Genomic DNA, 20,565 nt, shown 5'->3' with positions numbered 1-20,565 from the left:
GCGTTACACGATACCGAACACCGTAGAAGGCGCTACGGAGCCACCGTCGTCGCGCGTCCCTCGCCGCGAATGGCGGCCGCGATGGCGCCGGGCTCGCGGATGGAAAAGACGATGATCGGCAGCTTCGCCTCGCGTGCGAGGGCAAAGGCGGCGGCGTCCATTACCTTCAGATCCTTCGCCAGCGCCTCGTCATGCGTGAGGCGATCATAGCGCCGCGCCGACGGATCGAGCTTGGGATCGGCGGTATAGACGCCGTCGACATTGGTCGCCTTCATCACCGCGTCGCAATCCAGCTCGGCGGCGCGCAGGACGGCGCCCGTATCGGTGGTGAAGTAGGGGTTTCCGGTGCCGCCCGCCAGCAGCACCACGCGCCCGCGCGACAAGTGGCGCGAGGCGGTCTGGCGCGCATAAGGCTCGCAGATGGTCGGCATCGGGATGGCGGAGAGCGTGCGAGCGGGCACGCCGGCCTGCTCGACCGCCTTTTCCAGCGCCAGCGCGTTCATCACGGTGGCGAGCATGCCCATATGGTCGGCGGTCGCCCGGTCGAGCCCCTGCCCGGCGACGCTCGCCCCGCGCAGGATGTTGCCGCCGCCCACAACAACAGCGATCTCGGCGCCGGTCGACTTGGCCTCCACGAGATCCTGCGCGATGCGCTCGATGGTCGGCCAGTGCAGGCCAAAGGCCTCATTACCCATGAGCGCCTCGCCGGAAACCTTCACCAGCACGCGCCCGTAAGCGACTTCGTTCCGGTCCGGCGGGTTCGACATGAGGCACCTCTGGCTTGGCGCGATTCGCGAAAGGCGCACCAGTAAAACACGCCGGGCAACCCTTGGGCGGCCCGGCGTGACTTATCAACGCAAGAACGGGGTCAGACGCCCGCCGCTGCGGCGACTTCGGCGGCGAAGTCGCTTTCCTGCTTCTCGACGCCCTCGCCGAGTCCAAAGCGGACGAAAGCTACGATCTTGATCGGCGCGCCGACCTTGCCCTCGCTCTCCTTGACCGCCTGGGCAACGGTCTTGGACGGATCGTGGATGAACGCCTGCTCAATGAGCGTGACCTCCTTGTAGAAGGTCTTCAGGCCGCTCTCGACGATCTTCTCGACGACATTGTCCGGCTTGCCGGAGGCCTTGGCCTTCTCGACCAGCACGCCGCGCTCGCGGGCAATGGTGTCCGAATCGATGCCGGCGGCGTCGAGCGCCTGCGGGTTGGCGGCGGCGACATGCATGGCGATCTGGCGGCCGAGGGCTGCGAGCTCATCCTGCTTGCCGGCGGATTCGAGCGCCACCAGAACACCGATCTTGCCGAGACCCTCGCCGACCGAGCCGTGGATGTAGGAGCCGACAACGCCCGGAAAGACCTCGAGCGAAGCCGCACGGCGCAGCGTCATGTTCTCGCCGATGGTGGCGATCGCCGTGGAGATGGCCTCCTCGACCTTGCCGCCAGCCGGGAAATCGGAAGCCTTGATCGCCTCGACGTCGGCGCCGGCGGTCAGCGCAACGGTCGCGATGCCGCGCACCAGTTGCTGGAACTGCTCGTTGCGCGCGACGAAGTCGGTCTCGGAGTTCACCTCGACGACGACGCCCTTGCCGTTTTCGACGGCGAGGCCGATCAGTCCCTCGGCGGCGACGCGGCCGGCCTTCTTGGCAGCCTTGGCAAGACCCTTCTTGCGCAGCCAGTCGATGGCGGCCTCGATGTCGCCGTCGACTTCGTTCAGCGCCGCCTTGCAGTCCATCATGCCCGCGCCGGTCTTGTCGCGCAGCTCCTTCACCATGCCCGCGGTGATGTTGGCCATGTTCGGTTCCTCAACGATCTCTATGTCAATCGACGACACGGCCGGCCGGAGCGAATCCGGGCCGGCCGTGCGATACAATGCTTGGCGTCCGCGTGTGACGCCGTCGCGAAGCTGGCGCCGCGGTCACTCGACCTCGGCGGTCAGCTCCTTGGCCTGAGCGACCCAGCCGTCGACGCGGCCCGGCAGGCCCACTTCCTCGCCGAGGCGGTGCGCGTCGTCGGCATTCAAGCCGGCGATCTGCGCGAAATGGAAGATGCCGAGGTCGGTCAGCTTCTTCTCGATGGCGGGCGAAACGCCGGTCAGCTTCTTCAGATCGTCGGCGATGCCGCGCGGGCCCGAGAGCGGCTCGAGGCTGGTCCAGACGGTCTCCGCCGGCAGTTCCTCGACCAGCGGCGCATCGGCGGCGCCGATGTCGATGCCGAGGTCGCCCTGGGCGCGGCCGATGCCGTCGATCGCGGCGCGGGCCACGAGGTCGCAATAGAGGTTGATGGCGCGGCCGGCGTCGTCATTGCCGGGAACCGGGAAGGCAATGCCGTCCGGGTCGCAATTGGTATCGAGGATGGCCGCGACCGGAATGCCGAGACGGCGCGCCTCGGCGACGGCGAGGTCTTCCTTGTTCGTGTCGATCACGAACAGGAGGTCCGGGATGCCGCCCATGTCACGAATGCCACCCAGGGCGCGATCGAGCTTTTCCTTCTCGCGCTGGAGCGTCAGGCGCTCCTTCTTGGTGTAGCCGACGCCCTCGCCGGCGTTGAGCAGCTCTTCGAGCTTCTTCAGACGGGCGATGGAGTGGGAAATGGTCTTCCAGTTGGTCAGCATGCCGCCGAGCCAGCGGGAGTTGACGTAGTACTGGGCCGAACGCTTGGCCGCATCGGCCACGGCATCCGCCGCCTGACGCTTGGTGCCGACGAACAGCACGCGGCCGCCACGGGCCACGGTGTCGGACACGGCCTGAAGCGCGCGGTGCAGCGCCGGCACGGTCTGGGCCAGGTCGAGGATGTGGATGTTGTTGCGGGTGCCGAAGATGAACGGGGCCATCTTCGGGTTCCAGCGGTGGGACTGATGCCCGAAGTGCACGCCAGCTTCCAGGAGCTGGCGCATGGTGTAGTCAGGGAGCGCCATTGTCGTCTCTCGTCCGGTTGGGCCTCCGCGGACATGGCCGTGCCGAGGAATTCGGCGTACGGCACCGGAGCGATTGTGGGTCACCCGCCGCGAAGTCACGACAACAGGCGCCCGATCGCGAGTCCGCGTGCGGAATGGCGCGGCTTATACGGGAGCGCGCCCTTCGAGGCAAGCCCGGCCCTCAGGTGGAACCGGGAACCGCAGGCGGACGCGAACGCCGCCGCCCGGAGAATCCTATTTCATCGAGAGGCTCAGCTCGGCGAGCCCGGTCGCCACGAGGCCTGGCGCCGCCGTCGGCCTGTGCGAGAGCCGCCGCACCAGATCGCGATAGAGCCGCCCGGCGGCCGCCGCGCGCCCGAAGCCGATCGAGGGAAGCTTGAGTGCATGATGGCGCAGCGTTGGCGACAGGAAATCGTCGATCTCCGCCTCGATGCCCGGCGTGACCTCGAACCAGCGACCACCGAGCTGGCGCTTCATCCGTGCGGTCGTTCCTCGCCAGTCGCCCAGAAGATCCTCATAGGAGACCAGCGAGCGCACCATGCCGCGCGTGTCGCGCTCCGCATCCAGCGTATAGCGCAGCCAGATGCCGAGCGCCCTGTTCAGCTCCAGCTTGTCGCGCGCCGCGAGCGACTGCGCGACCTCCAGCGGATTGCGCACCGTCAGCACCGCGACGACGCCGTAACCCGCCTCCGTGAGCGCGTCCCGGTAAAGCGGGACCAGCCGGCTGATCCGTGGATCCTTCAGAACCACCGTCGAGGCACCGCCGAACTCGCTCTCGATGGTCTCGCGCAGGCGCGGCCACAAGCCCTGCTCCCGCACCACCTGCAAAGGCGACATCTTCATCCGCCCGCGCGAGAACCACACATGCCCGCAGGCCTGGAGTATCTCGTCGTTGAGGCGGACGATCGGTTCGGATTCCCAATGGCCGCGCTGGTTTCCGGCGCTGGCGCCCAGCAGGGTCTGCGGCGTCTCGGCACCGAGCAAGTTGATCGTCCGGGTCAGGGCCGATGTGCCGCTCCGGTGCATGCCGAGCACGAGAATGGCACGCCGCCCCTTGTCCTTCGGACAATCATCGCTCGCCATTCGCCCGACACTCCGCCAGCTTCATTTGTCGAGCGCCAATTCACTTAGTTTCCCCGGAAATGCAAGGGCGCGGATCGAACCTCCCCAAGCCGACATCCGATCGCATGAAAACGCCCGACCGCCTACGCCATCTCGACCATCTCGACGCCTGGCACGGCCTTGAGTGCGCCGGCGATCTGCGGCGAGAGGCTGTAGCGGCCGGGTAGCTTCACCTCCACCTCGGTGTCACCCCGTTGGCCGAGCAGCAGGACGAGCGATACTTCGCCGTCCCCTCGCCCGCCACCGAGCGAACCAAGTCGTGTCGCCACGCTGTCCAGCGGCTCGGGCGAGCGCAGGAAGACGCGCATGCCCTTCTGCATCTTGGAGGCCGCCTGGTCCAGCGGCTCGGCCGACTGGATGCGCGCGCGCACATCCTCGCCCTGCAGTTCGGCGGAGACCTGCAGCAGCAGCGCCGTGCCGGGCTCCAGCAGTTCGCGAAACTGCGCCAGCGCCTCCGAGAACAGCACCGCCTCGAACTGGCCGGATGGATCGGACAGACCGACGATGCCCATCTTGTTGCCGGTCTTGGTGCGGCGCTCCTGACGGCTCACGACGGTGGCGGCAAGGCGCCCGGCGATGGAGCCGGCGCGCACCGAGCGGGTGAAGTCGGTCCAGCGCTGAACCCTCAGCCGATCCAGAGCCTTGCCGTAATCGTCGAGCGGATGGCCGGTAAGGAAGAAGCCGATGGCGTCGTATTCGCGCTGCAGCTTTTCCGCCGCCAGCCACGGCGCCGCGTTGGGAATCGGCAACGTCGTTGCCTGCGCCGGGCCGCCGAACATGTTGCCCTGCCCCGAGGCCGCCTCCGCCCCGACGGAGGCCGCATGGGCGAGAATGGAATCGATGGCTGCCGCCGCACGCGCACGGTTCGGCTCCAGCGCATCGAACGCACCGGCATTGACCAGGCTTTCCATCGTCCGCTTGTTCAGCGCCTTGGCGTTGATGCGCGAGGCGAAGTCGGAAAGGCTGGCGAAGGGCCGGTCGCCGCGCGCCTCGACGACGGCGTCCACCGCATGGACGCCCACGCCCTTGATGGCCGCGAGCGCGTAGAGAATTCGCCCGTCCTTCACCGCGAATTCACGACCGGAATAGTTGACCGAGGGCGCCATGACCTCGATGCCCAGCCGCTGCGCCTCTTGGCGGAATTCCGCCAGCTTGTCGGTGTTGCCCATGTCGAGCGTCATCGAGGCCGCGATGAACTCGGTGGCGAAGTTCGCCTTCATATAGGCGGTCTGGTAGGCGACGAGCGCGTAGGCCGCCGCATGGCTCTTGTTGAAGCCGTAGTCGGCGAACTTGGCCAGCAGGTCGAAGATTTCCGAGGCCTTCGCCTTCGGCACGCCGCGCTCCACGGCGCCGTCGACAAAGCGCTCGCGCTGCTTGTCCATCTCGGCACGGATCTTCTTGCCCATGGCGCGGCGCAGCAGGTCGGCTTCGCCGAGCGAATAGCCCGAGAGCGTCTGCGCGATCTGCATCACCTGTTCTTGGTAGATGATGACGCCGTAGGTTTCCTTCAGGCTGCCCTCCAGCGCGGGATGGGCGTAGGCGGCTTGTTCCTGCCCGTTCTTGACGGCGCAATAGACCGGGATGTTGGCCATCGGGCCCGGCCGGTAGAGCGCGACCAGCGCGATGATGTCCTCCAACCGGTCCGGCTTCATGTCGACGAGGGCGCGGCGCATGCCCGCGCTTTCCACCTGGAACACGCCGACCGTCTCGCCGCGCGTCAGCATGGCGTAGGATTTCGCGTCATCGAGCGGAATGGTCGACAGATCGAGCGTGATGCCGAGCTGAGCCACCAGCCGGACGGCCGTCTGCAGCACGGTCAGCGTCTTGAGGCCGAGGAAGTCGAACTTCACCAGCCCGGCCTGCTCGACCCACTTCATGTTGTACTGGGTGACGGGCATGTCCGAGCGCGGATCGCGGTAGAGCGGTACGAGCTTGGCCAGCGGCCGGTCACCGATCACGATGCCGGCGGCGTGGGTGGACGCGTGGCGGTTGAGCCCTTCGAGCTTGGTGGCGATATCGAAGGCGCGCTTCACCACCGGATTTGCGTCGCTCTCACCCTGAAGGCGCGGTTCGTCGCTGATCGCCTGCTTGAGCGTCACCGGATTGGCAGGGTTCTGCGGCACCAGCTTGCACAGCTTGTCGACCTGGCCGTAGGGCATCTCCAGCACGCGACCGACATCGCGCAGCACGCCGCGCGCCTGCAGCGTACCGAAGGTGATGATCTGCGCCACCTGATCGCGCCCGTAGCGCTGCTGCACGTAGCGGATCACCTCGTCCCGGCGTTCCTGGCAGAAATCGATGTCGAAGTCCGGCATCGACACGCGCTCGGGATTGAGGAAGCGCTCGAACAGCAGGCCGAAACGCAGCGGATCGAGGTCCGTGATGGTCAGCGAATAGGCGACCAGCGAGCCTGCGCCCGAGCCGCGCCCAGGTCCGACGGGAATTCCTTGAGCCTTCGCCCATTTGATAAAGTCCGACACGATGAGGAAGTAGCCGGGAAACTTCATCTTCTCGATGATGGAAAGTTCGAAGGCGAGGCGATCCTCGTAGTCCTTCACGGTCAGCTCGGCGGCTGGGCCATGGATGGCGAGCCGCCCGCGCAGCCCCTCCTCTGCCTGCAGCCGCAGTTCCTCCGCCTCGTCTCGGTCGAGCGTGAAGCGCGGCAGGATCGGCTTGACGGTGCGAGGTCGATAGGCACAGCGCCGGGCGATCTCGACCGTGTTGGCGAGCGCCTCCGGCAGATCGGCGAACAGCGCCGCCATCTCTGCCCGGGTGCGGAAACGGTGCTCCGGGGTAAGCTGGCGGCGTTCGCCATCCGCTACCAAGCGGCCCTCGGCGATGCAGATCAGCGCGTCATGCGCCTCATAGTCCTCCTGCGTGGCGAAGAAGGGCTCGTTCGTCGCCACCAACGGCAGTTCGAGCCGGTAGGCGAGCTCGATTAGCGCCGGCTCGATGCGCCGCTCCTCGGCGACGCCATGACGCTGGATCTCGACATAGAGCCGGTCGCCGAACAGGGCGTGCAGCGTCATGAGCCGCTGCTCGGCATGGTCGTTGCTGCCGGCCACCAGCGCGCGGTCGATCGGTCCACCGGGGCCGCCGGTGAGCGCGATCAATCCACCGGTGAAGCCCTCCAGCCAGTCGACCTTTATGTGTGGCGCGCCATCGGAAGCCGTGTCGAGATAGGAGCGCGACACCAGCTCCATCAGGTTCTGCCAGCCCTCCTCGTTGGCGGCGAGCAGGGCGATGCGCGGGCGCTCCGCACTGGCCGGTCCTCGCGGGGCCGGCCCGGGAAAGTCGACGGCTATGGAACAGCCGAGAATCGGCTGGATGCCGGAGCCCGCCATCTTCTCGGAGAATTCCAGCGCGCCGAACAGATTGCCCGTATCGGTCAGGGCGATGGCGGGCTGGCGGTCCTTCTTGGCGAGATCGGCAAGCTTGCCGATGCTCAGCGCCCCTTCGAGCAGCGAGAAGGAGGAATGGACATGCAGATGTACGAACCCGACGTCAGCGTGCGCCATCTCTCACCTCCCGCGACTCAGAAGAGTTCATGGTGGGCGCCCGGCACACATGCGTCCAGCCGGAGACGGACGTCCTCCCCGCTGTCCTCAGACGCCGGTGATGACGCTGGCCCAGATGCCGATCATGGCAACGAACAACCCGATGGACGCCAGGGCGGCAACTTCCTGAATGAGGATGCGGATCATGTCGACCTCCATGGAACATATGAAGAACATTACCCTCGTTATCCCCACAATCAACCCATGTTCTTCTTTCGTTCCACTTCATGGTTGACGAATCGAAAACGGCCTGCCTCGCCGAACGACCTCCCGAGCCGAGGTTCGGCGGCAGGTGGCGTCGGGAGGGCCGCGCGGCGCGATTGCTAGGTCAGGTGTGGCGGCCAGACGATGTCGAGCTTGACGTGGAGCCCATCCGATCGGCCACCGCCGATCACCATCGCGTCGCAACGCACGCGGGCCCCTCTCATCGCCGCATGAAAACGCGCCGTGTCGCGCGCCGCGACCTCGCCGACATGCGCTCCTTCCAGATGGACCTCGATCGCCGTGAGTTCGCCGCCACTCGTGATGACCGACACGAGTTCGGCGACGCACTCCTCGCCGAGCTCGGACGGCGAGCGTCCGGCGATGCGGGTCAACGCCGGCTGATGCGCCTCGGTCCCGGCCACCTCGTATTCGAACGATCCGTCACCAGCCAGCGCCAGACGCGCCTGGGGCATCACCACACGCTGTCCCGTCCAGCGCAGCAGGATGATCAGCGCGGCCGCCACCGCGACAGCGCCCGCGATGAGCGTCAGGTGGTCGAGTTCAAGGATGTGATCCAGCATCGCGGTGTCTCGGAAGTCCGCAGGAGCGGTTCGGCACAATAGCACGGCGCCACCGTCGCTGGTGAGCCAACGGGCGGCCCGCCCAGCCGAACCTGGCGTCATCCAGCCAGCCGGGCACGGGCGATTCCACCATCCCCGCGCGACGGACGATTCCGGCCTCAGTCGAGTTCGACGACCTGGCCTTCGCGAAGGGTGACGCGCCGGTGCATCCGATCGGCAAGCTGGAGATTGTGGGTGGCGATCACCGCCGCCAGTCCGGTCGCCTCCACGAGTTGGGAGAGCGCATGGAAGACATGGTCGGCCGTATGCGGATCGAGATTGCCGGTCGGCTCGTCGGCCAGCAGAACACGCGGCGCATTTGCTACGGCGCGGGCGATCGCCACGCGCTGCTGCTCGCCGCCGGAGAGTTCGCCGGGACGATGCTCCAACCGCTTGCCGAGGCCGAGATAGCCGAGCAGCTCCTTCGCCCGCGCAGCCGCCTCGCGGCGTGACAGGCCGCGGATCATCTGCGGCAGCATGACATTTTCCTGCGCGGAGAATTCCGGCAGCAGGTGATGGAACTGGTAGACGAAGCCGACGTCGACGCGGCGGATGCGGGTGCGTTCCGCATCCGGCAGGCCGGCGGTCGCCTTGCCGCCGATATAGACCTCGCCGGCGTCCTGATGCTCGAGCAGGCCAGCAATGTGCAGCAGGGTCGACTTACCGGTGCCGGACGGCGCCACCAGCGCCACCGATTGCCCTTCCATGACGACGAAGTTCGCCCCGCTCAGGATGTCGAGCGTGCCCTCGCCCTGCACGTAGCGGCGTTCGATGGCCTCCAGCCTGAGCACGGCCTGCGGCGAAGCAAGGGACACGGCCGGTCTCCTATTCGTAGCGCAGCGCTTCCACCGGATCGAGGCGCGCGGCACGCCACGAGGGGTAGAGCGGAGCGAGAAGGGACAGGACGAGGGCCATGAGCACGACCGTCGCGGTCTCGCCGGCGTTCATCTCCGCCGGCAGGCGGCTGAGATAGTAGAGCTCCGGCGAGAACAGCTCGGTCGCGGTCAGCCAGGAGATGAACTGGCGGATTTCCTCGACATTGAGGCAGACCAGCAGGCCGAGCAGGAAGCCCGCAAGCGTGCCGACCACGCCGATGGCGGCGCCGGTGACGAGGAAGACGCGCATGATCGCCCCGCGTGTCGCCCCCATGGTGCGCAGTATGCCGATGTCGCGCCCCTTGTCCTTCACCAGCATGTTGAGTCCGGAGACGATGTTGAAGGCGGCGACCACCACGATCAGCGTGAGGATCAGGAACATAACGTTCCGCTCGACCTGCAGCGCGTTGAAGAAGGTCGCGTTTCGCTGCCGCCAGTCGACGATGTAGATCGGCCGCTCGGCTGCCGCCTGCACGGCGGAGCGATACCTCTCCACATCGTCCGGATGATCGACATAGACCTCGATAGCGGTAACGTCGCCATCCTTGTTGAAATAGGCTTGGGATTCCGCCAGCGGCATGAAGACGAAGGCGCTGTCATATTCCGACATGCCGATCTCGAACACCGCGGCGATCTTGTAGACCTTGATGCGCGGTGTCGTTCCCATCGGCGTGACGGCGCCGCGCGGGGCGACGAGGGTGAGGTTGTCGCCGGCCTGCAGCGAGAGCTGCTCGGCGAGGCGCTTGCCGATGGCGACGCCGGAGCCCTCGTCGAAACCGTCGAGCGTTCCCTGGCGGATATTGGAACCGATGGCGGGCAGCGCGCGCAGGCTTGCTTCCGAGAGACCCCGCACCAGCACGCCGCCGGCATTGAAGGCCGAGGACGCCAGCGCCTGCCCTTCCACCAGCGGAACGGCAAGCTTCACGCCCGGCACGCCGGCGATCCGCTTGGCCACCGCGTCATAGTCGGTCAGCGGCCCGTCTATCGGCTGCACCAGCATGTGGCCGTTGAGGCCGAGGATCTTCGACAGGAGCTCCGTGCGGAAGCCGTTCATCACCGCCATGACGATGATCAGCGTGGCCACGCCGAGCATGATGCCGAGGAAGGAGAACCCGGCGATAACCGAGATGAAGCCTTCCTTGCGACGGGCGCGCAGATAGCGCAGCGAGAGCATCCACTCGAAGGCGCTGAACGGCCGGGAGCCGGTCGGCTCCTCGACCGGATGCGCCTGCGCTGCCTTCATCCGACGCGCTTCGCTCCGTGCCGCCATTCCCGCTCCGCCGTGCGCCCCGCCGTCTTGAAATTCAACCGATGACCCGTGCCAACGCCGCCGCGATCGGCAGCGTCTCGCGAGAGCCGTCCGCCCGCCGCTTCAGCTCGACCATGCCGTTCGCCAGCCCCTTCGGTCCGACGATGATCTGCCACGGCAGGCCGATCAGATCGGCCGTGGCGAACTTCGAGCCGGGCCGCTCGTCCGTGTCGTCGTACAGCACGTCGATCTTGCGCGACACCAGTTCCGCGTAGATCGTGTCGCACGCCGCATCCGTCGCCGCGTCGCCCGGCTTCAGGTTCAGCAGGCCGACATTGAACGGCGCGATCTCTTCGGGCCAGATGATGCCGTTCTCGTCATGCGACGCCTCGATGATGGCGGCGACGAGACGCGACGGGCCGATGCCGTAGGAGCCCATGTGCACGGGACGCTCGACACCGTCGGGCCCGGCGACCTTGGCGTTCATCGGCTCGGAATATTTGATGCCGAAATAGAAGATGTGACCGACCTCGATGCCGCGCGCGGACAGACGCTGGTCATCCGGAATCGCCGCGAACGCCGTCTCTTCATGCTTCTCTTCCGTGGCCGCATAAAGGCTGGTCCAGCGGTTCACGATGTCTTGCAGCGCGGCCGGATCCTGGAAGTCGACGTCGCTGCCGGGCGTTTCCATCTCGAGATAGTCGGAATGGCAGAACACCTGGCTCTCGCCGGTGGAGGCGAGGATGATGAACTCGTGGCTGTGATTGCCGCCGATCGGGCCCGTATCCGCCACCATCGGGATCGCCTTCAGCCCCAGCCGGGCGAAGGTCCTGAGATAAGCGACGAACATCCGGTTATAGGCGATCACCGCATTCTCGAAGTCGAGGTCGATCGAATAGGCGTCCTTCATCAGGAATTCGCGCGAGCGCATGACGCCGAAGCGCGGGCGCACCTCGTCGCGGAACTTCCACTGGATATGGTAGAGGTTCAGCGGCAGGTCCTTGTAGGACTTCACATAGGCGCGGACGATCTCGGTCAGCATCTCCTCATTGGTCGGCCCGAACAGCATCTCGCGCTCGTGCCGATCCTTGATGCGCAGCATTTCCTTGCCGTAGTCGTCATAGCGCCCGCTCTCGCGCCAGAGGTCGGCCGACTGGATGGTCGGCATCATGATCTCGATGGCGCCGGAGCGGTTCTGCTCCTCGCGGATGACGTTGCAGATCTTGTCCAGAACGCGCTTGCCGAGCGGCAGCCAGGCATAGATGCCCGCGCCCTCCTGCCGGATCATGCCGGCCCGCAGCATCAGCCGGTGCGAGACGATTTCCGCTTCCTTCGGGACTTCGCGGAGGATGGGAAGGAAGTAGCGGGATAGGCGCATATGCGGAAACTCACGATTCGGCCGGAGCGGCGGCGCGGCAATGATGGCGGAGTGAAACCGGATCGGTCGGGAAAAGACAAGCCCTTGCTCACCGCACCCGCGTCCGACTGCCTGAAGTTCAGGCGATGCTGGCCGCACGCGCTCATTTCTATTGCATTGCACCATCGATCTATTGCGACGCAAGGATGACAAGGCCGCATTTTCTGCTCTATGGTGCCGGCCTCTAGAAAGAGGTCCGCTGATCGCTCTTTGAAGCGTGATGATCGGTCCAGGTCTCGGGAGGAATAACGGCTAAGAAAGCCCCCTGACAGATGCCGAAACGGCGCAGAATCAGGTGCGGGCGGCCAAACAAGGAAGGCGGGACCTCGGGTCCCGCCTCTTTTTTTGTCTTCATGGCGTAATTCCCGGTCCATCCGGCGCCGGCCGTCGTGCCACGGCGCAGAAGCGCCACGGCACTCCAACGTCGCACCTCAGTACAATTTGATCGGCATCGGGAACATGTCGAGCGTGAGACGGCCAGTCTCCACCGACCAGGCAAACAATCCGACGATGACCGCGGCGATGACAGTGGTCGTCAGCGCCTTGCGCAGCAGCAGCGGGCGCCGCGGGGCACCCGGCTCGGTGCCATCCTCGACGACGCCGTCCTCGTGCTGCGAGCGCACTCCGAACGGCAGGATGGCGAAGATCACCGTCCACCAGACGATGAAATAGATGGCGATGTAGGTTCCGATGCCCATGGCGATGCGTCAGGCCTGCTCGAGTTCGATCAAAGTACCGAAAAAATCCTTCGGATGCAGGAACAGCACCGGTTTGCCATGCGCACCGATGCGCGGCTCGCCGGAGCCCAGCACGCGCGCGCCGGCCGCGAGGAGATGGTCGCGCGCGGCGCGAATGTCGTCCACCTCGTAGCAGACATGGTGGATGCCGCCGTCCGGATTGCGGTCGAGGAATTTGGCGATCGGCGAATTCTCGCCCAGCGCGCCGAGCAGTTCGACCTTGGTGTTGGGCAGCGCGACGAAGACGGTGTTCACGCCATGCTCGGGCTGCGGCACCACCTCGGAAAGCTCGCCGCCGAGAACGTCGCGATAGGTCGCGACGGCCGCGTCGAGATCCGGCACGGCGATGGCGACATGGTTGAGACGACCGATCATCGAAGCACGCTCCCCGGGGAACCAGCCCCGTCGGGCGCACCGACGGGGTTCCGATACCGCCACTTGGAGCACGTTCTTTCCGCAAAAGGCATTCGACTTTCGCGGAAGGCGGCTCCCGTGCGGGACTTCATACCGTGATCACCAGCACATGGCAGAGCGGCTTCTTGCCCCAGGCCGCGTTCACCTGCCCGCGCACCGCGCGCGTGACCGACTCGGCGACCGCGTCGGGATCCCGGCGGCGCGCCTTCGGCAGGCCCTCGAGGCACCCGAGCACCGCCTCCTCCACCACCTCGTCGAGCGGCGTGCCGCCACTGCCGTGGCGCGGTAGACCGGACAGGTCGATCATCGGATCGCCGACCACCTCACCCTTGGCCGACATGGCGACGGCGATCGACACGAGGCCGGCGAAGGACAGCCGCCGGCGCTCGGCAATCGCCGGATCGTCCGAACCGATCAGCACGTGACCGTCCTTGTAGAGGCGGCCGGAGGGGATTTCTTCGATCACCTCGGCGCCCAGCGAAGGATCGGCGCTGATGAGCCGGACCACGTCGCCATCGACCAGCCGGATCACCTCGCGCGCACCCATCCGGCGGGCGAGATCGGCATGCTCGGACAGATGCAGCGGCTCGCCATGCACGGGCACCGCCACCTGCGGGCGCAGCCACCGATACATCTGCTCCAGCTCGCCCCGGCGCGGGTGCCCGGAGACGTGCACCAGCCCGTCCCGGTCGGTGATGACCTTCACGCCCTGCAGCACGAGGGCGTTGATGATGCGGTTCACCGGCCGCTCATTGCCGGGAATGGTGCGGGACGAGAAGATCACCTGATCGCCGGGCGACAGGGCGATCTCCGGATGATCGTCGTCGGCGATGCGCGCCAGCGCCGCGCGCGGCTCGCCCTGGCTGCCGGTGAGGATCGCCACCACCTTGTCGCGCGGCAGGAATCCGTAGGCGTCCGCGGGACGGAAGGGCGGCAACCCGTCGAGCATGTGCTGCTCGCGTGCCACCGAGACCACGCGCTCCATGGCGCGGCCGACGAGAACCACTTCCCTGCCCGTCTTCATCGCCGCCTCGGCGATGGAGCGGACACGGGCGACATTGGACGCGAAGGTCGTCACCGCGACGCGATGCGGCGCCGCCGCGATCAGCTCGGTCAACACGCCCTGCACATCGACTTCGGAGGGTGAGATGCCGTCGCGGATCGCATTGGTGGAATCGCACACCACGGCGCGCACGCCCTCGTCGCCGAGCGCCGAGAAGCGCACCGGATCGGTGACGTTGCCGACGACCGGCGTCGGGTCGATCTTCCAGTCGCCGGTGTGCACGACGAGGCCGAGCGGCGTGCGGATGGCAAGCGCGTGGCTGTCGGGAATGGAATGGGCGACGGGAACGAACTCGACGTCGAACGGACCGATCTTCGTCCGGCCGCCCGTCGGCACGACGTGGAACGGGATCTTCGGGGCGCCAGGCTCGCCCAGCCGTCGCACCTCGGCGAGCGCGTGGGTGAAGGGCGTGGTGTAGACCGTGCAGCCCAGGCGCGGCCAGAGATCGACCAGCGCGCCGATATGATCCTCATGGCCATGCGTGATCGCCAGGCCGACCAGATTGCCGGCCTCCGCCTCATCTTCGAGAAAGGCTACGTCCGGCATGATGATGTCGATACCGGGCACTTCCGGCGGCGCGAAGGAAATGCCGAGATCGACAGCGAGCCATTTGCGCCGGTTGCGCGGGCCAAAACCGTAGAGCCCAAGATTCATGCCGATCTCGCCGACCCCTCCGAGGGGGGCGAAGACCAGCTCGTCCGGCCACTTGCTCACGTTATCCCTTTCAAACTGGCGCTACGGACGACGGAAACACGTCGCCGGCGCTGATCGTCTCGCGCACGCCGTCGGGGCGGCGCAGAATCATAGCACCCGAAAAGTCGAGTGCCTCGAATATCCCATCGACCTGCCGATCGCCGAGGCGAACTGTCACGGCTTTGCCGATTCCCCTGGCGCGCAGGATCCAGGCCTCGCGGCTGCGCGCGAACCCCTCCCCGCCGGCCCACTCGGCAAGCCGTTCGCGCATCGCCGTGTCGAGCGCGGCGAGCATTCCCGGCGGATCGGTCGGATAGCCGGCGGCAGAGAGATCGGTCGATGCGTAGGGCGTGTCGGACGGATGATGGGCGCAGTTGACGCCGAAGCCTATCACCGTGGCGATGCGCCCGCCCGGCAGGACCGCCCCCTCCAGCAGGATGCCGGCCAGCTTGGCGCCATCAATCATGACGTCGTTCGGCCATTTGAGATCGATGCGCAGGGGATCGATGCCGGTAACGGCCCGCACGGCGTCATGCAGCGCCAGCGCCGCAACGAAGCAGAGCTGCGGCTGGCGCGCCGGCGGACCGGCGTCCACCAGCAGCAGCGAGGCGTAGAGATTGCCCGGCTCGGACGTCCAGGGCCGGCCACGCCGGCCACGCCCGCCCGTCTGCCGATCGGCGACGAACCAGCGCGGCGCGGCTCCGCCGGCTTGGGACAGAGCTTCGGCGTTGGTCGAGCCGACCGTATCGAAGCGAACGACCGGCGTCGCGCCCGGCGTAGGCGCCATTCTCAGAATAGCGCCCGCGCCGCCGCACCCGCGGCCGCCAGCAGCGGTGCCGGATAGACGAAGAACAGCAGGGTGAACAGGCCGGAGACGGCCAGCACCGCCCTCAGCTCGGACGGCATCGGCTCGAAGGCCGGCGCCGGCTCGTCGAAATACATCACCTTGACGATGCGCAGGTAGTAATACGCGCCGACCACGCTGGTGAGCACGCCGATCACGGCGAGCGCATAGAGCCCGGCCTCGATGGCGGCGAGGAAGACGTAGTACTTTGCCAGGAACCCGGCGAGCGGCGGAATGCCGGCCAGCGAGAACATCAGCACGGCCATCATGAACGCCTTGACCGGGCTGGTGCGGGCGAGACCGGCGAGGTCCTCGTAATTCTCCACCACGCCGTCCTTGCGGCGCATCGACAGGATGCAGGCGAAGGTGCCGAGCGTCATGGCCATGTAGATGGTCATGTAGATCAGCACGCCCTGCACGCCCTGCTCGGTGCCGGCGGCAAGGCCGACCAGCGCGAAGCCCATATGACCGATCGAGGAATAGGCCATGAGGCGCTTGAGGTTGCGCTGGCCGATCGCCGCGAACGAGCCGAGCGCCATGGAGGCGATCGATACGAAGACGATGATCTGCTGCCACTGGTGCACGACGTTCGGCAGCGCCTCCATGGCGAAGCGCACGAAGACCGCCATCGCGGCGACCTTCGGCGCCGCCGCGAAGAAGGCGGTGACCGGCGCCGGCGAACCTTCATAGACGTCCGGCGTCCACATGTGGAACGGCACGGCCGAGATCTTGAAGCACAGGCCGGCGAAGGTGAACACGATGCCGAAGATCAGCCCGAGCGAAGGCTCGCGTGCCGCCGCCGCGATCTGCGCGAAGCTCACCGAGCCGGTGAAGCCGTAGATCAGCGACGCGCCGTACAGGAACATGCCCGAGGAGAGCGCGCCGAGCACGAAGTACTTCAGGCCGGCTTCCGTGGAGCGCACCGAGTCGCGGTTGTTGGCCGCCATCACGTAGAGCGAGAGGCTCATGAGCTCGAGGCCCATATAGAGCGCGATCAGGTCACCGGCCGAGATCAGCATCATCATGCCGAGCGTCGAAAGCAGCACCAGGATGGCGTATTCGAAGCGGCTCTGCTTCTCGACCTTCAGCCAGTCGACCGACATGGCGAGAGCGCAGCCGGCGCCCAGCAGCGCCAGCACCTTCAGGAAGCGGCCATACTCGTCGATCTGGAAGGCGCCGTTGAACAACGTCGCATTGGTCGGGCCGAGAATGACCAGAACCAGCGCCGCGAACAGGGCGGCGAGCGCCAGGCCGTTCACGGTATCGGTCGACTTCGGGCCGACGAACGCGCCGAACAGGAGGAGCGCGATGGCGGCGGCGGCCAACAGCAATTCGGGCAGCGCGGGGCCGAGCGCGGCGAGGGTGAGGGTCATCGATTGGGCTCCGCGATGGTCAGGTGTCGGATCAAGGCAGCACCAGCGCAGCGGCCTTGATGGCGCCGGCGGCGACATCGGCGCGGGCGACGATCGTGCTCACCGCGATATTGCAGGCATCGAGGATCGGCTGGGGCCAGACACCGAAAAGGATGGTGAAGAACAGCAGCGGAATGAGCGAGGCCATCTCGCGCCCGTTGAGGTCGAGCAGCCCCTTCAGACTGTCCTTCTCAAGAGCGCCGAAGACCACCCGGCGATACAGCCACAGCGCATAGGCCGCCGAGAGGATGACGCCGGTGGTGGCGAAGAAGGCGACCCAGCTGTTTCGCCCGAAAGTGGCGAGCAGGGTCAGGAATTCGCCGATGAAGCCCGACGTGCCCGGCAGGCCGACATTGGCCATGGTGAACACCATGAACACCGTGGCGTAGATCGGCATGCGCTGGACGATACCGCCATAGGCCGCGATCTCGCGGGTATGCATCCGGTCATAGACGACGCCGACGCAGAGGAAGAGCGCGCCCGACACGAAGCCGTGGCTCACCATCTGGAACACCGCGCCCTGGATGCCTTCCTGGGTCAGGGTGAAGATGCCCATCGTCACGTAGCCCATGTGGGCGACCGAGGAGTAGGCGATCAGCTTCTTCATGTCCTCCTGCATCAGGGCGACCAGCGAGGTGTAGATGATCGCGATCACCGAGAGCGTGAAGACGAAGGGCGCGAAATACGCCGACGCGTCCGGGAACATGGGCAGGCTGAAGCGAAGCAGGCCATAGCCACCCATCTTCAGCATGATGCCGGCCAGGATGACCGAACCGGCCGTCGGCGCCTCGACATGGGCGTCCGGCAGCCAGGTGTGCACCGGCCACATCGGCATCTTCACCGCGAAGGAGGCGAAGAAGGCCAGCCATAGCCAGTGCTGCATGCCCTCGGGGAAATCGAACCTCAGCAGCGCGGTGATGTCGGTGGTGCCGGCCTGCCAGTACATGGCCATGATGGCGAGCATCATCAGCACCGAGCCGGCGAGCGTGTAGAGGAAGAACTTGAAGGTGGCGTAGATGCGCCGCTTGCCGCCCCAGATGCCGATGATCAGGAACATCGGGATCAGGCCGCCTTCGAAGAAGAAGTAGAACTGCAGCAGGTCCAGCGCCGAGAAGGTGCCGATCATCAGCGTCTCGAGCACCAGGAAGCAGATCATGTACTCCTTGACGCGCACATGGACCGATTCCCAGCTCGCCAGGATGCACATCGGCATCAGCAGTGTGGTGAGCAGCACGAAGGGCAGCGAAATGCCATCGACGCCCATGCGATAGGCGGCGATCTCGCCGAGCCAGGCCTTGTACTCGACGAACTGGAAATCGTGGCTTGTCGGATCGAAGCCGACCAGCAGCAGCAGCGAGATGACGAAGGTGACGAGGGTCGCCCACAGCGCCACCCAGCGGGCGTTGCGCTGCGCGATCTCGTCGTCGCCGCGGATCATCAGGACGATCAGCAGCGCGCCGACGAGCGGCAGGAAGGTGACGACGGAAAGGATGGGCCAGTCGTACATCAGTGCGCGCCCCCGAACATGAACCAGGTGATGAGGGCCGCGACGCCCACCAGCATCACGAACGCATAGTGGTAGAGATAGCCGGTCTGCAGCCGCACCACCCGGTTGGTGACATCGATCACGCGGGCGGAGACGCCGTTCGGCCCGTAGCCGTCGATGACGCGGATGTCACCCTGCTTCCACAGGAAGTTGCCGAGCCACATGGTCGGACGCACGAACAGGAAGTCGTAGATCTCGTCGAAGTACCACTTGTTGAGCAGGAAGCGGTACAGCACGTCGTTCTGCTTGGCGAGCGCCTTCGGCACGGCCGTGTTGACCACGTACATCCAGTAGGCGAACAGGAAGCCGAGCGCCATCATCACCGTCGGAGCCCACTTCGCCCAGCCGGGGATGTGGTGCATCTCCTCGAGGATCTTGTTCTCCGGCCCCATGAAGATCGCCTCGCGGAAGAAGTGATCCACGTCGTGCCCGACGAAGTAGGGGTAGAGGATCATGCCAGCGAAGAGCGCGCCGAGCGAGAGCACGCCGAGCGGGATCAGCATGGTCAGCGGCGATTCATGCGCGTGGTCGAAGGTGTGGTGATCCGCACGGGTCTCGCCGTGGAAGGTCATGAACATCTGCCGCCAGGTGTAGAAGGCGGTGAGCGCCGCCGCCGCAACCGTCATCACCCAGGCATAGGTGGCGAACGGGCTGTGACTGACGAAGGCGGTCTCGATGATCGCGTCCTTGGAGAAATAGCCGGCGGTGAAGGGGAAGCCCGTCAGCGCCAGGCCGCCGATCATCATCGTGGCGTAGGTGAAGGGAATCTTCCGCCACAGGCCACCCATGTGGCGCATGTCCTGCTCGTGGTGCATCGCGGTGATGACCGAACCGGCGGCAAGGAACAGCAGCGCCTTGAAGAAGCCGTGCGTCAGCAGGTGGAACACGCCCACCGAATAGGCGCCGGTGCCGAGCCCGACGAACATGTAGCCGAGCTGCGAGCAGGTCGAATAGGCGATGACGCGCTTGATGTCGTTCTGCACGCAGCCGATCGTCGCCGCGAAGAAGGCGGTCGAGGCGCCGACGAACAACACGACGTTGAGCGCGGTCTGCGACAGCTCGAACAGCGGCGACAGCCGCGCCACCATGAACACTCCGGCCGTCACCATGGTGGCGGCATGGATGAGCGCCGAGACCGGGGTCGGGCCTTCCATCGCGTCCGGCAGCCAGGTGTGCAGGCCGAGCTGGGCGGACTTGCCCATGGCGCCGATGAACAGCAGCAGGCAGATGATGGTCGGCGCGTGCCACTCATGACCGAGGAACAGGATGTTCTTGTCCATCAGCGAGGGCGCCGCCGCGAAGACCTGCTCGAAGGCGACAGAGCCGGTCATCATGTAGACGGCGAAGATGCCGAGCGCGAAGCCGAAATCGCCGACGCGGTTGACGATGAAGGCCTTCATCGCCGCCGCGCAGGCCGACGGCTTGTCGTACCAGAAGCCGATCAGCAGGTAGGAGGCGAGGCCCACGCCTTCCCAGCCGAAGAACAGCTGGACGAGGTTGTCGCTCGTCACCAGCGTCAGCATGGCGAAGGTGAACAGGGACAGGTAGGCGAAGAAGCGCGGCCGGCTCGGATCCTCGTGCATGTACCCCATGGAATAGAGGTGCACGAGCGACGACACGGTGGTGACCAGGATCAGCATCACCGCGGTGAGCGTGTCGACCCGGATCGCCCAGCTGACGTCGAGCTTGCCCGACGCCATCCAGGTGAACAGCTCGACCGTCCCGTCATGGCCGCCGAAGGCGGTCTGGAAGAAGACGATCCACGCGAAGAAGGCGGAGATGAAGAGCAGCCCGGTCGTGACCAGTTCCGACGCGCGCGCGCCGATCAGCCGGCCGAACAGGCCGGCGATGAGGAAGCCGACAAGGGGGAGGAAGACAATCGCCTGGTACATGAATGC

The 20,565-nt window shown here is 66.2% G+C and carries 16 protein-coding genes; all 16 read right to left on the bottom strand.

Annotation, left to right across the window (positions count from 1 at the left end; genetic code table 11):
• Positions 1–32: 32 nt before the first annotated feature.
• The 16 genes from pyrH to nuoL all read right to left on the bottom strand — a co-directional run bounded on the left by pyrH (position 33) and on the right by nuoL (position 20,559).
• Positions 33–767 carry a UMP kinase gene (gene pyrH, locus AC1PZ7_RS13005; RefSeq protein WP_482355642.1) on the bottom strand — a complete coding sequence of 245 codons (735 nt, stop codon included), beginning with the start codon at positions 765–767 and terminating at the stop codon, positions 33–35.
• Between the two features lie 101 nt (positions 768–868).
• A complete protein-coding gene (gene tsf, locus AC1PZ7_RS13000; RefSeq protein ID WP_482355641.1) occupies positions 869–1,792 on the bottom strand; it encodes a translation elongation factor Ts in 924 nt (307 codons plus the stop codon).
• A 123-nt stretch (positions 1,793–1,915) separates the two neighbouring features.
• Complete coding sequence (locus tag AC1PZ7_RS12995; protein WP_482355640.1) at positions 1,916–2,914, bottom strand: 30S ribosomal protein S2; 999 nt, start codon at positions 2,912–2,914, stop codon at positions 1,916–1,918.
• 234 nt (positions 2,915–3,148) lie between these two features.
• On the bottom strand, positions 3,149–3,997 hold the full coding sequence (locus tag AC1PZ7_RS12990) for a sulfotransferase family protein (protein ID WP_482355639.1): 849 nt from the start codon (positions 3,995–3,997) through the stop codon (positions 3,149–3,151).
• A 122-nt stretch (positions 3,998–4,119) separates the two neighbouring features.
• Complete coding sequence (gene dnaE, locus AC1PZ7_RS12985; protein WP_482355638.1) at positions 4,120–7,554, bottom strand: DNA polymerase III subunit alpha; 3,435 nt, start codon at positions 7,552–7,554, stop codon at positions 4,120–4,122.
• A 362-nt stretch (positions 7,555–7,916) separates the two neighbouring features.
• Entirely contained in the window at positions 7,917–8,378 is a 462-nt protein-coding gene (locus AC1PZ7_RS12980) for a hypothetical protein (protein WP_482355637.1), read from the bottom strand.
• A 158-nt stretch (positions 8,379–8,536) separates the two neighbouring features.
• Entirely contained in the window at positions 8,537–9,232 is a 696-nt protein-coding gene (locus tag AC1PZ7_RS12975) for an ABC transporter ATP-binding protein (protein WP_482355636.1), read from the bottom strand.
• Positions 9,233–9,242: 10 nt separating this feature from the next.
• Positions 9,243–10,535 (bottom strand): lipoprotein-releasing ABC transporter permease subunit, encoded by a 1,293-nt coding sequence (locus AC1PZ7_RS12970; RefSeq protein ID WP_482355635.1) that lies wholly within the window; start codon positions 10,533–10,535, stop codon positions 9,243–9,245.
• 61 nt (positions 10,536–10,596) lie between these two features.
• Positions 10,597–11,919: a proline--tRNA ligase gene (gene proS, locus AC1PZ7_RS12965; protein WP_482355634.1), complete on the bottom strand. Its 1,323-nt coding sequence runs from the start codon at positions 11,917–11,919 to the stop codon at positions 10,597–10,599.
• A 470-nt stretch (positions 11,920–12,389) separates the two neighbouring features.
• Complete coding sequence (locus tag AC1PZ7_RS12960; protein WP_482355633.1) at positions 12,390–12,656, bottom strand: DUF1467 family protein; 267 nt, start codon at positions 12,654–12,656, stop codon at positions 12,390–12,392.
• 9 nt (positions 12,657–12,665) lie between these two features.
• Positions 12,666–13,070, bottom strand: coding sequence for a methylmalonyl-CoA epimerase (gene mce, locus AC1PZ7_RS12955; protein WP_482355632.1), 405 nt, complete (start codon positions 13,068–13,070; stop codon positions 12,666–12,668).
• Between the two features lie 127 nt (positions 13,071–13,197).
• Positions 13,198–14,826: a ribonuclease J gene (locus AC1PZ7_RS12950; RefSeq protein ID WP_482359639.1), complete on the bottom strand. Its 1,629-nt coding sequence runs from the start codon at positions 14,824–14,826 to the stop codon at positions 13,198–13,200.
• A 70-nt stretch (positions 14,827–14,896) separates the two neighbouring features.
• On the bottom strand, positions 14,897–15,652 hold the full coding sequence (locus AC1PZ7_RS12945; RefSeq protein WP_482355631.1) for a biotin--[acetyl-CoA-carboxylase] ligase: 756 nt from the start codon (positions 15,650–15,652) through the stop codon (positions 14,897–14,899).
• A gap of 2 nt (positions 15,653–15,654) precedes the next feature.
• The gene (gene nuoN / locus AC1PZ7_RS12940; protein ID WP_482355630.1) at positions 15,655–17,082 is read right to left on the bottom strand and encodes an NADH-quinone oxidoreductase subunit NuoN; all 1,428 of its coding nucleotides are present in this window, start codon (positions 17,080–17,082) and stop codon (positions 15,655–15,657) included.
• Between the two features lie 31 nt (positions 17,083–17,113).
• The gene (locus AC1PZ7_RS12935; RefSeq protein WP_482355629.1) at positions 17,114–18,628 is read right to left on the bottom strand and encodes an NADH-quinone oxidoreductase subunit M; all 1,515 of its coding nucleotides are present in this window, start codon (positions 18,626–18,628) and stop codon (positions 17,114–17,116) included.
• Positions 18,628–20,559 (bottom strand): NADH-quinone oxidoreductase subunit L, encoded by a 1,932-nt coding sequence (nuoL, locus tag AC1PZ7_RS12930; protein ID WP_482355628.1) that lies wholly within the window; start codon positions 20,557–20,559, stop codon positions 18,628–18,630. Before nuoL ends, AC1PZ7_RS12935 begins: the two co-directional genes overlap by 1 nt.
• Between the last annotated feature and the right edge of the window lie 6 nt (positions 20,560–20,565).

The organism is Ancylobacter sp. TW_SC_1 (assembly GCF_056836805.1).
This window is presented reverse-complemented; position numbering and strand designations above follow the sequence as displayed.